Raw genomic sequence first — 16,473 nt, forward strand, 5'->3', positions numbered from 1 at the left:
ACTTCAGATAATTTTAAGTAAAGTTCTTATATTTTATTATTTATTAATAACAACTTCTCAAATCAATTTAAGAAATTCATTAGTCCTTTTTATTAACTTATTTAAAATTTCTTCTGCTATCTTATTGCTAGAACCAATTGCAGAAAAATATATTTTTAATTTTGGTTCTGTTCCAGAAGGTCTAATAGCAATCCATGACTCGTTAATAAAACATACTTTAATTACATTTGACTTAGGTAACTGTATTTCCTCCATCGCGTCGTTTTCTATGTAAATTCTCTTTTGCAATCTATAATCTTCAATATAATCTATGTCATTCATAAAGAGTTTTAAAGACTTAAAGTCTCTAGCCTTTTCCATAATATTATTAATCTTTATCTGACCCTCTACCCCTTTAAATGTAAAAGTTTTCAAACACTCACGGTAGAACCCATAACTTTTATATAAATCTTGTAACACATCATATAAAGTTTTACCTAGTGATTTATAGAATGCTGTCATTTCTACAATAAGCATTGAAGAGCTAACCGCATCTTTATCTCTTACAAATGTTCCTGATAAATAACCATAACTTTCCTCATATCCAAATAAAAAATTATATGAATTTTCTTCTTCAAACTGTTTTATTCTTTCTCCTATATATTTAAATCCTGTTAAAGTATTAAATATACTTGCTCCAAAAGACTCAGCAATTCTAGCACCAAGGTCTGAAGTAACTATTGTCTTTATTACAGCATCTTTCTCGGATATTAATTTTTGAGATGAAAGAATATATTGCATAAGTAAAGCCCCTACTTGATTTCCAGTTAATACTTTATACTGACCCTTATTATCTTTAACCACTACCCCTACACGGTCAGCATCAGGATCTGTTCCTAATAAAATATCTGCATTAACTTTCTCAGCTAATTCTATTCCTAATTCAAATGATTCATGTTCTTCCGGATTTGGAGATTTAACCGTAGAAAAATTTCCATCAGGTATAGCTTGTGACTCTACAATATAAATATTTTTATAACCTAATTCTTTTAGACATCTACTAATAGGCATTAAACCAGTACCATGTAATGGTGTATATACTACACTAAAATCTAGAATACTTTGAGACAATTTTGGTTTCAATGAAAGATTTTTAACCCTATCAACATATTCTCTATCAATTTCTTCACCAATTAACCTAAAAAGTTTTTTTTCTATCGCCTGTTTTTTATCTATTTTTTTTATTTTATCAAAATTATCTATATCATTAATACATTTTATAATCCCCTCAGCATATACGTCAGTTATCTGGCCTCCATCAGGACCATATACCTTATATCCATTGTATTCAGATGGATTATGGCTAGCTGTTATAACAATCCCTGCTGAACATTTTAGGTACCTTACAGCAAAAGAAAGTTCCGGTGTTGTCCTAATCCCTTCAAACAAATACACACTTATACCATTCCCAGCAAGAATCATTGACACTTCTTCAGCGAAAACATCTGAATAAATTCTAGAGTCATAAGCTATAACTACACTATTAGTATACCTATTATTAATTTGATTTAAATAATTAGCTAAACCTTGTGTAGCTTTTCTAACAGTATAAATATTCATTCTATTTAAGCCTGCACCAATAATACCTCGCATTCCACCTGTTCCAAACTCAAGGTTTTTATAGAAACGATCATTTATTTCTCTCTCATTTTTTTTAATTAATCTAAGTTCTGTTTTAGTATCTGAATTAATATAATCACTTTCTAACCATTGATTATATAGTTTTAAATAATCTGTATCTTCCACTAGCATAATTAATCCCTTCTGTATTTATGATTATATAACTATATCATACTCTTCTATATAATACCTATTTATACTTTTATAATATCTAATTCCACCTTTACTAGATTTTATCGTCTATGTTTTTAATCTAGTTTAGTATATTTTAATTTTAGCTTTTTAACATTTAAACAATTTCATTCCAATTAATTTTTAAATAAGTTAAAAATAATAAGGCCTGAAACAGGGTTTATATCTATTTCAGGCTACTTTAGTTTATAATTTAAATTATACAGTTTTAATTTATTTAATATATCAGTTTTTACAGAATTCAAATTAAAATTAAAATTTATCATTTTATTCACTCCACATTAAACTCTGTATTTGCGCTTCTTTCTCATAATGTTGTATTTGTTTTAAAGTATATTCATATATATCTTCATTTTTATTTTCATAGTATGTTTTATACCACTGTATTGTTTTATGTATAGATTTATTAATATCATATACTGGATACCACTTTAAGTATGATGCCACCTTACTTATATCAAGCTTTAAAAAATTCGCTTCATGAGGTTGTTCTGATTTATCCACTTCAATACTACCTTTCCCCCAACTTTCTATAGCCAATTCCAATATCTTTTCTACGTTTAAAATATCAGAATCTTTAGGTCCAAAATTCCATCCACTATTATATTTATATTTATCTTCAAGCATTAATGCTCCAAGCCATAAATATCCTGATAAAGGTTCTAATACATGTTGCCAAGGTCTTATTGCTAATGGATTTCTTATAAATATTGATTTATTTTCTATAATAGACCTTACAAAGTCAGGAATCAATCTATCCTCTGCCCAATCTCCACCACCAATTACATTTCCTGCTCTTACTGATGATAAGGCTATTCCTCTTTCATTGAAAAAGCTATTTCTATAAGAAGAAACTATAAGTTCAACACAGCTTTTACTGCAACTATATGGATCATAACCTCCCATTGAATCAGTTTCTCTATATCCATAAGCCCATTCTTTATTTTCATAACATTTATCTGTAGTAATGATTATAACTGACTTTACACTATCTGTATTTTTAGCTACTTCAAGCACATTTACTGTTCCCATTATATTTATTTCATAAGTTTCCTTCGGCTCTCTATAGGAAAACCTTACAAGAGGCTGTGCTGCCAAGTGAAAAACTATATCTGGCTTATATTCTTTAAAAACCTGTCTTAATTTTCCTTCATCTCTTATGTCACCAATTATACTCGTGATTTTTTCTTCTAACTTACATATTTTAAAAAGAGAAGGCTCTGTAGGAGGTTCTAACGCATATCCTATAACTTTAGCGCCAAGTTTTTGAAGCCATAATGATAGCCATGCCCCTTTAAACCCTGTATGTCCTGTTATAAGCACTCTCTTACCTTGATAAATATTATTAAATAAATTACTCATAAATAGCCTCCTCTAGAGGTCTCTTCTTATATTCTATGTAATGCTTTCGAACTTCTTTCAGTCCATTCCCCACACTAATAGGTTTAGTTTGTAATGTTTCTAATACTTTTTCTACTTTTAGCCCTGCATTGAGTGGTCTATTAGCAACTTGTCCTAACAATTCCGTTTTTATAGGTATTAATAACTCTTTATTTAAGCCTATAGTGTCTGCTGCCTTAATTGCAAAAGTATACCTATCCATAATTTCACTTCCAACTATATTAAATACACCCTTAATGTTTTTATCACAACATTCTTTAATCATCTCTGCTAAATTAGGACAGTAAGTAGGACTACTTATTTGATCAACAGGTACTTTCATAGATTTATTTTCACTAAGACTTTTTATTAACTGCATTATAAAATTTTTAGACTGTAAATCCCAACCGTATACCACTGTGGTTCTTATAATTAAATATTCCTCTGTTTCTTTCAGTATTATTTTTTCGCCTAAAAGCTTAGTTTCTCCATAATAATTTATAGGATTGACTTCTGCTATTTCATCATAAGGTCCATTTATTCCGTCAAATACATATTCTGTAGAAATATATATAATCCTACAGTTATATTTTTTGCACTCCTTAACTATATTTTCAATTCCTAAAACATTTATCCTGTAAGTTTCTTCTCTATTTCTTTCACAATATTCTACATTTGTTAAGGCAGCTGTTATTATTACAATATTAGGTTGTATTTTTGAAAAGACATTATTAATACTTTCTAAGTCTGATACATCTAAATGCTCCAAATTTTCTATTTTTCCTTTTGAATATGTACCATAAACTTTATAGGTTGTATCTAATTCAATTGTCTTGTACAACTCTCTACCTAAAAATCCTGATGCTCCTATTATTAAAACTTTTTTCAAAATATCACTACCTATCTCCATTTATTAAAAAGTTATTTCCATACTTTCCACGGTACTTGCCCACTATTCCACATATTTTCAAGAACATACTTATCTCTTTGGGTATCCATGCATTTCCAAAACCCTGGATGCTTATAAGCAACAATTTGATTATCCTTAGCTAGATTGCTTAAAGGCTCTCCTTCAAAGGCTGTACTATCACCTTCAATATAATCAAATACTTCTGGTTCGAGAACAAAGAAACCTCCATTAATCCAAGCATCAAGTGTTTTTGGTTTTTCAATAAACTCCAAAACACTAGCGTCATCATTAAGTCCTAATACACCATATCTTCCACTTGGTTGAACAGCTGTAACTGTAGCAAGCTTGCCATGAGATTTATGAAAAGCTAATAATTCCTCAATATTTACATTTGATACTCCATCACCATAAGTAAGCATAAAAGTCTCATCACCTATATATTTCTTTATCCTTTTTATTCTTCCGCCTGTTAAAGTATCAATTCCTGTATTAGCTAATGTAACCTTCCAAGGTTCCACTTCTTCACTAGAATGAATTGCCATTTTATTTTTAGCTAAATCAAATGTAACATCTGAACCATGCAAAAAATATTGTGCAAAATATTCTTTTATTACATACCCCTTATAACCTAAACAAATAACAAAATCATTAAAGTTATAATGAGAATAAAGCTTCATAATATGCCATAAAATAGGTCTTTCTCCTATTTCAATCATAGGTTTTGGCTTTAAATGTGATTCTTCACTTATACGTGTTCCATATCCTCCAGCTAAGATAACTACTTTCACAAAATCATCTCCTCTTAATGTATTCTAAAATTCACTAATAAAACTATTGAATGGTGGTAACTTATTATCTTTTTCAGATAAAATAGGTTCTTTAATTGGCCAAGGTATATTGATTGAATCCCATCTTATACCATCTTCATGACTAGGTGAGTATATAGATGACATTTTATAAATAACAGTAGTATCATCTTCTATTACTAAATAACCATGAGCAAATCCAGCTGGAATATATACTATATTATGCTTTTTAGCATCTATATAAAAACAAGCATATTGTCCATAAGTTAATGATTCTTTTCTAACATCAACTGCAACATCAAAAATACTTCCTTTGACACAATAAATAAGCTTTGCTTGTTCATAAGGAGGTTTTTGTAAATGCAACCCTCTTAAAACACCTTTATTAGATGTTACCATTAAATCTTCATTAAAATCATATTCTAATCCTAAACGCTTAAAAGTATCACTATGAAATGGTTTTATAGATACTCCTCTGTGATCTGTAAATATATTTGGTATAATTTCAATAGGTCCCTCAATATTTGTCTTATTTATTTTATACATTTAAATCACTTCCAGTTTTATTTTTAATGTGTACTTTAATATAATTTTTTTAGATTTTCTGCATATTCATCTAACGTATCCTCTTTAAAAAGTCCATATTTATATAAAGAACATTGAGAACATGTACTACCAGCTTCTTGTACCCCATTAAGCAATTGCCTTCTAAAATTATTAAATTCATCATCATTCCAAATACTTTCAATGCATTGTTCTGTAACATTCCCTAATGTTTTAGGATACGTCATAGAGCAACAAGGTACAACAGCTCCATCTGGATTTACTTGCATCATATAAAAAGGTTGCGGGCAAATATTACTATCCATTATGGAGTTTCCACTTTGTGTCATATCTAGTTTTTTACCCTTTGAAAGCTTTTCATAATTAATTTCTTTTACTGTCGGAGTTAAATGTTCTATAGCAATGGTATCGCATATACCTCCAAATATATCAAAGAATTTTTGTTCCTCAGTTTCATTATTAAAAGCACAATCTATTATCTTTATATAAACATTAGTTCTTCCTCTATTTTCATAAAAGAATTTTATATTTTCTACAAGTTTATCAAAATTTATTTTAACATTCGAAACACTACTATAACTTTCTGCAGAAACCCCTTGTATAGATATCCTTAATTTATCAAGTCCTGCATCTATAAGGGAAAGTGATAAATCTGGATTAAGCAAGGCTCCATTTGTTACTATATCAGTACTATCCGCAACATTTTTTCTCTTTGCATATCTTATCATTTCACTAATCTCTTTATGTAATAATGGTTCACCTATACCTGCAAATCTGAGCATTTTAAGTTTATTTTTAAAATTACTCATATCGTCTATACATTTTTTATACATATTTATATCCATAAAAACTTTATCAGATATGTATCCATGTTTGTTTCTTGGTAAAGCATGTAAACAATAATTACATCTAAAATTACAATTATAAACAGGGAATATTTGAACCAAAAAAGGAGTATTAAGGGGTAACACTTCAGCTAGAACTGTACGTTTACCACCTGGCGTAATACCATTTATAATTTTACTATTCATAATATCATTCCTTTTATTTAGTAGCTACATTTTAATCTACTTATAATCTTCTTAGTCTCATCATCTAAGTTATCTTCTGGATGAGCAACGTCATCTGGTGCACAGCATACTGAACATCTATTGTTATTACATCTTTTCTTTTTTAATTGTAGTGTTTGAAAATCTTTAAGTTTTTCTCCATTCCACATACTTAATAGGGTATCTTGCTGTACATTTCCTAATATAACTGGCTTATAAATTGTATCGCAAGGTTCTACATCACCATTAGGAAATATCCCCAACATAAAGAATGGTAACGGACATACTTCTCTTTTTTCATGAACCCTTCCATATCTATCAGCAACTATCAATGCTTTATCTGAATATTTTACTCCATCATAAACAGGCCTACATTGTTCTATATACATTCTATCACTTATATCTGAAAACAGATTATAGAATCTCTTTTCTTCCTCTTTTTCAAGTGCTATATCCATAATCTTTACATATACATTGCACTGCTTTTTATTTTCATAAAAATATTTTATGTTAGATATAAATTCCTCAAAATCCAAATTATAATCACATACTTGTTTATATTTATCAGATGAAACTCCTTGAAGAGATATTCTTATAGTATCTAATCCTGCATCAATTAAATCTTTTGCAATTTCTTCAGTGAGCAATGATGCATTAGTTATAATTTCAACTCTTTCAGCTATATTAGCTTCTTTTGCTATTTTAATCATTTCAGGCAAATTTTTATTTATTAAAGGCTCTCCATGTCCAGTTAAAGATAACATTTTTAATTTATTTGGAAATTCTTTAACTTGCTCTATAATGCGTTTATATGTTTCCAAACTCATAGTTTCTGGTTGAAAATTATACTTTTCTTTCATCTTTTCAAAACCTAAAGAATGTCCACAATAATTACATTTAAAATTACAAAATGTAGTTGGAAATACAAATAGAGTAAATGGTGTTTTTAGTGGAACAACTTCTGAAAGTTTTGTTCTATCAAGTCCACAAATAGGCTTTATTTCAGATGCCATAATTTCTCACCTTCCTTATACCATTAATTAAATAGATTTAATAATTCTACAGCTTTGTCATCAAGATATTCATTTTCATCAAGAACACAAGCACATGCATAACAAGTAGAACATACAGGTATTTTTTTTCTATTCATCATTAAATGACCCTTAATTAAATTCTTACGTTTACTTCCATTCCATATTTGTATTAACTTTTCATCTTTTATATTTCCCATGCTAAAAGTCTCAGGAAGTCCTCCCACTGGGCAAGGAAATACATTACCATCAACATCAATCTGAAGCATATAAAATATTACAGGACATACATTTCTATATACAACCTTTTCATTATTAAGGTTACGAGAATTGTCTGCTTTCCCATTATGATTTCCCATTTGTTGTTGAAGAGTTATTAAATGTTCAATAAATATTTCATCACAAATATTCCCAAATAAATTATAAAATTTTTCTTCATCTTCTTTACTTTCTAATAAAGAGTCAATTATTTTAATAAAAATTGAACATTCTCCCTTATTTTTATACAAATAAGTAAGGTTTTCATAAATTTTTTCAAAATCTACATCAACATTAGAAACTTCTTTGTATTTTTCAGAATTTAATCCTTGCAAAGAAACCTGTATTCTAGTAGTTCCTGCTTCTATTAGTGCATCTGAAATCTCAGGAGTTAATAATGAAGCATTTGTTAAAATATCTAATCTTTCTGCTATATTTAATTGTTTTGCCTTTGCTATCATTTTAGGTAAATCTGGATTCATTAGGGGTTCCCCTAATCCTGAAAATACTATCCTCTTAAGTTTCACTGGGAATTCTTTTATATTTTCCAAAATATTTTCATATGTTAAAAAATCCATATTTTTTAACTCATAATTAGTTTTAGCTAATTCTCCATCATTCTCTCCTCTTGTACTATGTAAACAGTAAAAGCATTTAAAATTACAATAACGAGTTGGTTCTATAAAAATAGTAAATGGTTCACTTAAAGGAATTATATCTGCAAGCAACTTACGCTTTGTATCATAACTTGGTTTAATTTGAGCTTTCATTAAATAAATTTCCTTCCTTTACATTAATACATTTGTTTTCTTTCTTCACATACCGCATATAATATTGTTTCCATGCCATGAATAGCATGAGATCTTAAATAAAATTTATAATTAGAATTAAATTGTCTTATAAGAAGCGGTATATTCCACATGTGCTCCACTCTATGATAAACACTTATAGCAAGATCTGGGGTGTATTGCTTTATCATATTTTCTGCTCCTAATAAGGCCTCATACTCTGCTCCTTCAATATCCATCTTTATAAAAGTTGGTTTAAAGTCTCTTAGAACTTCATCTAATGCAATGCATTGAATAAAGCTCCCCCCATTGTCTGAAATTGAACTTGTTGTTTGATTTCCCGATTCAAACTGTAAAATTTCTGTTGTTTTCCAAACTCCACAAGGGAAGAGAATTTCTTCTTTCGCTACACGTGATTTATTTAAATTAATTCTTAATTTATGAAAATTATTATTATCTGGTTCAAATAATGCTATTTTTTCTATAATACCTTTATTTGCTTTTAAACTCATTGCAGTATCGCCATCAAAAGCTCCGCAATCAATAAATCTTGAGTATCCTTTTGCAAATGGTATGTCTCTAACAAAGTATTGTTCTTCCTCTGTTGGTTTAGAAAACAAATCTGGATTACAATTAGTAATAGCATTCAAAAAATTAAAATATACTTTTCTACTCTCATCATCATAAAAAAAACTAGCAACTTTTGTAACATCTTCTTTTTCATTATTAAATGATTTTATATTTTTATCATCTTTTAAATCTAAACTCATAAATTCTTTTGTAATCACTAAGTTATAAATATCATGATAATAAAATATTTTTTTATATCCATACTTACCCAAGTCATCTTTTAACGTTTTCAATTCATCATAGCTGCATATAAATGCGATTATAATTAATATATTTTCTTTCTCAATTATTTTATTATTCATCTCTTCAATTTTACAAACTGGCTTATTCATATATTTAATTAATTTCTCTGATCTTTTATCAATAAAACCTTCAATGTCTATATTTGCTTTTTTCAAAAGTGTATATGTCATTTCCCCTGCATTTCCTGCACCATACACATATACATGAGAATTCATAATGTATTTTAATAATTTTTCGAGTTTCATTTCATTTTGAACATTATTTAATAAATTACTAATTTCATTAATATAATTACTATTCAAGTTATCACTCCTAGAATTTATTATTTATATTTGCCCAAACATTGAGCATAGTATCATCTTTGAATTCTCTTTGATAGTGAAATAATGACGACTTATTTTGTTGCTTTAGCAATGGGCTTATAGATGAAAATGCTTTTTTAATATTCTGAGTTTGATTATTATATCCTAGGGCAAAACTTTGTTTAAATAAATCATAATCTTTACCTAAACAAGATAAAAACCATTCTGCTGGAGTTTCACCTATAATCTTTTTGAAATTTATTATTTTTTTAGAACAATTCATTGCTATTTCACAATTTTCATAAAAACTATCTAAGAATTTTTTTAATGTATGTTTTTTTATAACATACTCTCTTGCACTTTCACCAACTTTTTGCCTGATATCAGGATTATTGTATAGGTATCTCATAACCCTTCCATATTCCTCTTTACTTGATACTAGAAATCCTGTCTTACCATCTTCTACAATATAATTTTCTGTTAATTGTTTTAATAATACAGGTGTTACTTCAGCTGCCATCGCTTCTAAAATTGCATTTTCTGTAGTACATGTATGATATGGCATTAAAGGATATCCGAACACATCAAATTGGGATAAAATAGGCTTAACATCTTCTACATAATCGGTATATATAAATTGATTTTTAATTCTTTTCTCTTTAATTTTTTCACTTATACATTGTTTAGCTGGTGCATCTCCAACTAGAATAAATTTTGCTTCTGGAATATTTACTTGTTTACAAAACTCCACAAAATCTGGATGCATTTTAGAAAAATCAACCAGTCCTAAATAACCAATATTAAATTCTTCATGTTCTCTATGGTCTATTCTAGGAAAATCATCAAATCCACCACATCCATAAACCACACCTGTTTTTTTCTTTAATATATAATTAGGAACACTCTTAAATACATCGGCTTTATAGGAAGCTTCAGTAGTAAATAACACTCTTGTAGCCTCAACTAACATGTTAGAATTTAAAGCTGGCACCGTTAAATTTGAAATGTGTGTCCAAATCATTAGTCTAAGTGGTATTTGTGGTAATTCATATAAGAATTTAGAAATCTTAGGATGATGCCACCAATGAACTATTATTAAATCACTTTCTATTATTGCTTTTTCAAGAGTTGTTTTGTCGGGACAAATTAAGACCTTTTCTTCTATTTCTTTTAATTTATCAATAAAATTATATTTTATTGGTTCTTCTATTAAAACAATAATATTATTAATACGCTCATCACAATATGTAGCTAAACGTGATATAACATTTCCAACTCCACCACCCATGTGAGGTGTTATATGAAGTATGTTTAGCATATAATCAACCCTATCTTTAAATTTTTAAATATCATAATTACGCAATAAAGCATATAGATTAATTATGTTTATAAGTTCCTAGGCCATACCCAACTTTTTCTCATACCAATTTCAAGTTGAACTAAATCAAACTTATTATCTTTTATAATAATATATTCTTTAGGTACGCTAATAAAGTTTATAAGAAAATCACTAAAAATGTTATCCATGTTCTGTTTGAGTGCATTACTATTCGCTCCAATCTCTTCACAATAGTTACATAAAAAGTCGCAAAGCATAGAATAATTTTTATTGAAACTCCCTTCCACTACAGTCTCCGGAAAGTTTTTTACATAATACTCTCTTTGAATCCCTTTATCTCTTATATTCAAATCTATATTCATCTTTCTTATCTTTCCAGTTATCACCTCTAAAAAGTAAAAGCAATATTCTGCAAAAACACCATCTATAGGTACTTTATCAAAATTACTTTTGATAAATGAATATATCTTTTTTATTTGATAAGTTCTAAAAACTTGATAAGTTAAAGTACATACAAATCCCTTAACATAGGAGTGCATTCTATCTACTAAATTTTCCTGCATTAGACCTTCAAAAAAGTCATACTCTTTTAATTTAGAAATTTCACCAGAAAAATACAAATTTTTACCTTTTACCGAAAATAGTGAATTATCTTCTTTTAATAATTCTAAAGACTTAATTATCCCTTCTTCAGTTAAAATATCGTCATCTGCACAAATAGCTGTATATGGAGTTTTTATAATTTCAAATCCAAAGTTTATTTTAAAATCGCACTCAATAGAATCATCGAATGCGTAATATGATATTTTTTTATTATTATAATTTAAAACTGTACTTTCATTAACTTTTTTATTTACATCTGAACTAGAATCTAAAACGATTATGTAAGGTTTACAATTTTTAAAACTATTAAAAAAACTCAAAGTTCTTTTAAAAACCTCTGGTCTATTATAAGTTGGTATTAAAATTGTAAGATCTTCACCATTTTCATTATTCAATTTATATTTTTTATGTTTTATTGATTCTGAATAACTTTTCAAAATAACTTCTATCTTATTCATTAGAAAATCGTCATTAGAGATTACCTGAACATCACATTTTTCCTTTAAATACTTATTAATATCTTGAGTTGCATTGAAAATATGAACAATATCATAGCAGTAATAATTTACATACTCTATTAAATCATCTACATTAGTTATACCTAGTGTTTTTCTATATATAAGCTCTTTATTACTAAAGTTACTATCTGGACTTGTTCCACTATATGCTAAGTCAATGTTTATTCCATACTCGTCTAAACTTTTTCCTAAATCATTTACTTTTTTTGTTAAATTAAAATCTATAAACAATACATTGTTAACTTTATTTAGATATCTATATATTTCATTTGTTTTACATTCTTCTTCTATTCTCTCTCTATTATTAATCAAAATATTTTCAATAATCTTATCAATCTCATGTTTCATTGTTGATTCATAATATTTAAGCTTTCTTGCTCTTTTATAATATATTATTGCTTTACTATACTCCTCTTTTTGCTCATAAACATATGCAAGATTATATAGTAAATCAAAATTATTATCGTCTATTTTTAGCCCATCATTAATTATCTCTTCCGCGGCTTCTAAATCTCCTTGCATAATTAAAACAACAGCTTTCATGGAATATATTTCTATATCCCCAGAGTTTATTTTAAAATACCCATTTATTAAACTTATTGCTTCATCTAATTTATTATCAGCGATAAGGAACTGTACACTTTCACTTACTCGCTTTTTAAGTGACTCTATTTTTTTATCCACTTTATCCCTTCTTCCAAGTGCTTATTTCATATGCTTTCAGTTAATTTTGAAGCGAGTTAATTTCCAACATAAGTATAATATTATCTAACTCAATTCTATTATCATCACTAGCACATATTTCTCGTGCTATTTTATATATATCTACAGCTTTATTATAAAAACCAATTTTCTCATACATATAAGCTAAATTATAATATAAATCAAAACTTTTGGGATACAATTCAATTCCTTTTCTAATGGAACTTTCAGCTAGAAAATATTCTTCTTTCATTATATAAATCATCGCTTCCATGTTAAAGATGCTTTCATCACATTTTACAATTGCTTTTAGTTCCCCTATTATATTCAAGGCAGAATCTAATTCCCCTAAATTAACAAGATTAAGCACATTATTCTTTACTACACTTAAATACTCATCTATTTCCTTATTCTTAAATACATCAACTGCTTCTTTAATTAAATTTTCTTTATATACATTTATACACTTTGCAAATGCTTTTTCTACCTCAAGAGCCTTTTTTATATTGTCAATGCACTCCTTTTTATCTAGCTTACTATACAACTTTGCTCTATATAAATAATACAAGAACTTCTCTTCACTACTTAAAACATTAATAATCCTATAAATATTCTCAAAATTATAAATACTTTTCATATAAATTATACCTATATCTAAATATTTATTGAATAAGGATTTCTTAAAAACTATCTTTTCATCTTTATTCAATAAATTAATAATGATTATTCTCGTCATATTCTTGAATACAGTAATTTCACTTAAAGTCAATTTCTCTATATTAACTTCTTCACATAACTTTATAATCTTATAAAAAAACTCTTCATCTTTGTTAATTAAACTATTAACTACTTGCATTTGTTTTCCTTGAGCTAATTCTCTAATTATATTTACAATGCTAGAAGATTTTTTTATATGTAGTAATAAATCAAAATAATATATATCCAAAAAGTTACAATCATTTTTGTGAAAAAATTGTACTACTTCACCTTCATCAATAAAATCTTTGCACTTTATGAGACAATAATCTCCATAAGTTCCTTTAATTAAAGATAACTTACTATAAACATCATTTATATTTTCTTGTGAATTTATATTTCCTTCTAGCACATTTAAATATTTATATATATCTTCTTTTTTATCTAAGTTATTTATATACTCAACTATCTCATCATATTTTTTCATTTTTATTAACAACTTAGCTGATAATGCTATTTTTAAATCTATAGTTACAATATCTTTGTAATATATATAAGATTTATTATATTCCTCTAATCCATAATAGTATGTAGAAACATTATAACTTGCTATAGATTTTGCTATATCATCTATATGATAAGTTATTACCGAAGGGTCTCTATATATTGGAAGGTTTTTATATCTTCTATAAATTTCAATATATTTCTTAAATGCTTCAAAACTTTTTTCTTTATTCCCTATATTTGAATATGAATTAGCTATTAGATAGTAAAAATCTATAAAATCTTTTTCAAGTTTTAATCCCTCATTACAAACATTAATACATTTATCATATTGTTTATCAGAATATAAACTTGAGGCGTATGATTGAAAAAGTGCGAGATAATTTTTTCTTTCTTGACTCGATTTACTTTTCAGTTTAAGATATGCTTTCTCAAAATAATCTAAAGCCTCTTTCTTCTTATTATACATATCATAACTTACACCTAGTTGATATATATAATAAATATTATTAGGATCTTTCTTTAGTTCTCTTAATAACAAATCTGATGTTCTTTCAAATTTCTTCTTCATTAGCTCCTTATCATTAGAAACATAACCATAGTGAACTATATTTACATCTATATTAAAGCAAGGTTCTTTATAGATTGGTTGATTATGGACTGCACCCTCATATCTAAAGGAACCATCATTTCTGAATAGTCTTGGAGAAGATAAAACATTATACTTATGTTGGTTACTTAAGCTATCTAAATTTTTCACTGATAAATTTATTGTATTATAATATTCTATATTTTTACTTTCAAAGGCACTAATTAAATCTAATGTATTTTCAACTTCCTCATCTGCATCTAATATAAATATCCAATTCCCTTTAGCATATGAGATAGATATATTCCTCATTTCAGAAAAATTATAATTCCATTCATGGTAGTATAATTTTTCTGTATATTCTCTTGCTATTTTAACTGTTTTATCCTCTGATCCTGTATCTACAACTATAAGTTCTGCAATACCCTTATCTAGTAATATCTTAATTGAATCTAAGCACCTTCTAAGATTATTTTCCTCATTTTTTACCATCATACAAATACTAATCATTATATTCACCTCTTTTTAAGTTAAACTATTACTTATTAAATTCCACTATTTATTTTAGTTTAATTTAAAAAAAGGGGTAAAAACCCCTTTAATTATCTTAATAATTGAAGAACTGCTTGTGGCTGTTGATTTGCTTGAGCAAGCATAGCTTGTGCAGCTTGGTTAAGAATATTATTCTTTGAGAAGTTCATCATTTCCTTTGCCATATCTACATCCCTAATTCTTGATTCTGATGCTTGTAAATTTTCTGATGAAGTATCTAGATTAGCTATTGTATGCTCTAATCTATTTTGGTAAGCACCAAGTTTTGCTCTTTCTGATGATACCTTATTTATAGCATTATTTATTGTTGATACTGCCTTTGATATAGTTGTTGAAGTAGTAGCGTTACTAATTACAACTGATGTTGTTGAAACTCCTAGTGATGCAGCAGTCATCTTTCCTATGTCTAGTGTTATAGTTTGATCCTTATTCGCTCCAACTTGGAATGTAATTGTTCCAGCACTTGATGCTGTATTAAGCAGTTTCTTAGTATTGAATTCTGTATTATTTGCTATTCTATCTATTTCTGCTTGTAGTTGTGCAACTTCCTTACCTATTTGGTCTCTATCTTCTCCAACATTAGTATCATTAGCTCCTTGTACAGCTAATTCTCTCATTCTTTGAAGAATTGAGTGTGTTTCTTGAAGTGCTCCTTCTGCTGTTTGAATAAGTGATATACCATCTTGAGAATTTCTTGATGCTTGATCAAGACCTCTGATTTGTCCTCTCATCTTTTCTGAGATAGCAAGTCCTGCTGCGTCATCTCCAGCTTTATTTATTCTAAGACCTGAGCTTAGCTTTTCCATTGACTTAGCTGAATTTCCATTGTTTATACTCATATTTCTATGAGCATTCATAGCGTTCATATTGTGATTAATAATCATAATTTGTTACCTCCCTGTTTTATCCCTTTATGTGCTTCCCTGCACAGGATACATGTTTTATTTGAAGTTATCTTAACTTCTTACTATGATTATCGCACCCCTTTAAATTTACTTTATAGCATTTTAATATTTTTCTTATAATAATAATCCACCAGCTTAGTTGGTGGTATTTCTTAAATCCTATAAGAATATTTTACTAGCATTGCGCCTTAAGGCGCTTTTTTGTTTCCTCAGGCACAACTATTGTTACTTGCTACCCTTAAAAGCGTCTGTA

The 16,473-nt window shown here is 27.7% G+C and carries 13 protein-coding genes; all 13 read right to left on the reverse strand.

Annotated elements, in window-relative coordinates; all coding sequences use genetic code 11:
• Nucleotides 1–57 precede the first annotated feature (57 nt).
• The 13 genes from CLCY_RS03905 to hag all read right to left on the reverse strand — a co-directional run bounded on the left by CLCY_RS03905 (nucleotide 58) and on the right by hag (nucleotide 16,199).
• On the reverse strand, nucleotides 58–1,791 hold the full coding sequence (locus CLCY_RS03905) for a phospho-sugar mutase (protein WP_048569835.1): 1,734 nt from the start codon (nucleotides 1,789–1,791) through the stop codon (nucleotides 58–60).
• 327 nt (nucleotides 1,792–2,118) lie between these two features.
• The gene (gene rfbG / locus CLCY_RS03910) at nucleotides 2,119–3,213 is read right to left on the reverse strand and encodes a CDP-glucose 4,6-dehydratase (protein WP_048569836.1); all 1,095 of its coding nucleotides are present in this window, start codon (nucleotides 3,211–3,213) and stop codon (nucleotides 2,119–2,121) included.
• The gene (locus CLCY_RS03915; RefSeq protein WP_048569837.1) at nucleotides 3,206–4,120 is read right to left on the reverse strand and encodes an SDR family oxidoreductase; all 915 of its coding nucleotides are present in this window, start codon (nucleotides 4,118–4,120) and stop codon (nucleotides 3,206–3,208) included. The genes rfbG and CLCY_RS03915 overlap by 8 nt, the downstream gene beginning before the upstream one ends.
• A 32-nt stretch (nucleotides 4,121–4,152) precedes the next feature.
• Complete coding sequence (rfbF, locus tag CLCY_RS03920) at nucleotides 4,153–4,929, reverse strand: glucose-1-phosphate cytidylyltransferase (protein WP_048569838.1); 777 nt, start codon at nucleotides 4,927–4,929, stop codon at nucleotides 4,153–4,155.
• 24 nt (nucleotides 4,930–4,953) lie between these two features.
• Nucleotides 4,954–5,493, reverse strand: coding sequence for a dTDP-4-dehydrorhamnose 3,5-epimerase (rfbC, locus tag CLCY_RS03925; protein WP_048569839.1), 540 nt, complete (start codon nucleotides 5,491–5,493; stop codon nucleotides 4,954–4,956).
• 35 nt (nucleotides 5,494–5,528) lie between these two features.
• Nucleotides 5,529–6,542, reverse strand: coding sequence for a radical SAM/SPASM domain-containing protein (locus CLCY_RS03930; RefSeq protein ID WP_048569840.1), 1,014 nt, complete (start codon nucleotides 6,540–6,542; stop codon nucleotides 5,529–5,531).
• A 17-nt stretch (nucleotides 6,543–6,559) separates the two neighbouring features.
• Nucleotides 6,560–7,573: a radical SAM/SPASM domain-containing protein gene (locus CLCY_RS03935; protein ID WP_048569841.1), complete on the reverse strand. Its 1,014-nt coding sequence runs from the start codon at nucleotides 7,571–7,573 to the stop codon at nucleotides 6,560–6,562.
• Between the two features lie 23 nt (nucleotides 7,574–7,596).
• Nucleotides 7,597–8,619, reverse strand: a complete 1,023-nt coding sequence (locus tag CLCY_RS03940) for a radical SAM/SPASM domain-containing protein (protein ID WP_048569842.1) — start codon at nucleotides 8,617–8,619, stop codon at nucleotides 7,597–7,599.
• 23 nt (nucleotides 8,620–8,642) lie between these two features.
• Entirely contained in the window at nucleotides 8,643–9,812 is a 1,170-nt protein-coding gene (locus tag CLCY_RS03945) for an FkbM family methyltransferase (RefSeq protein ID WP_048569843.1), read from the reverse strand.
• A gap of 10 nt (nucleotides 9,813–9,822) precedes the next feature.
• Nucleotides 9,823–11,130 carry a glycosyltransferase family 4 protein gene (locus tag CLCY_RS03950; RefSeq protein ID WP_048569844.1) on the reverse strand — a complete coding sequence of 436 codons (1,308 nt, stop codon included), beginning with the start codon at nucleotides 11,128–11,130 and terminating at the stop codon, nucleotides 9,823–9,825.
• Between the two features lie 68 nt (nucleotides 11,131–11,198).
• Nucleotides 11,199–12,956, reverse strand: coding sequence for a TIGR00180 family glycosyltransferase (locus tag CLCY_RS03955; protein ID WP_048569845.1), 1,758 nt, complete (start codon nucleotides 12,954–12,956; stop codon nucleotides 11,199–11,201).
• Nucleotides 12,957–12,996: 40 nt separating this feature from the next.
• A complete protein-coding gene (locus CLCY_RS03960; protein WP_048569846.1) occupies nucleotides 12,997–15,273 on the reverse strand; it encodes a glycosyltransferase family 2 protein in 2,277 nt (758 codons plus the stop codon).
• Nucleotides 15,274–15,365: 92 nt separating this feature from the next.
• On the reverse strand, nucleotides 15,366–16,199 hold the full coding sequence (hag, locus tag CLCY_RS03965; RefSeq protein ID WP_048569847.1) for a flagellin Hag: 834 nt from the start codon (nucleotides 16,197–16,199) through the stop codon (nucleotides 15,366–15,368).
• Nucleotides 16,200–16,473 lie beyond the last annotated feature (274 nt).

Origin of the sequence: Clostridium cylindrosporum DSM 605, assembly GCF_001047375.1 — a bacterium.
Taxonomy (GTDB): domain Bacteria; phylum Bacillota; class Clostridia; order Clostridiales; family Caloramatoraceae; genus Clostridium_AB; species Clostridium_AB cylindrosporum.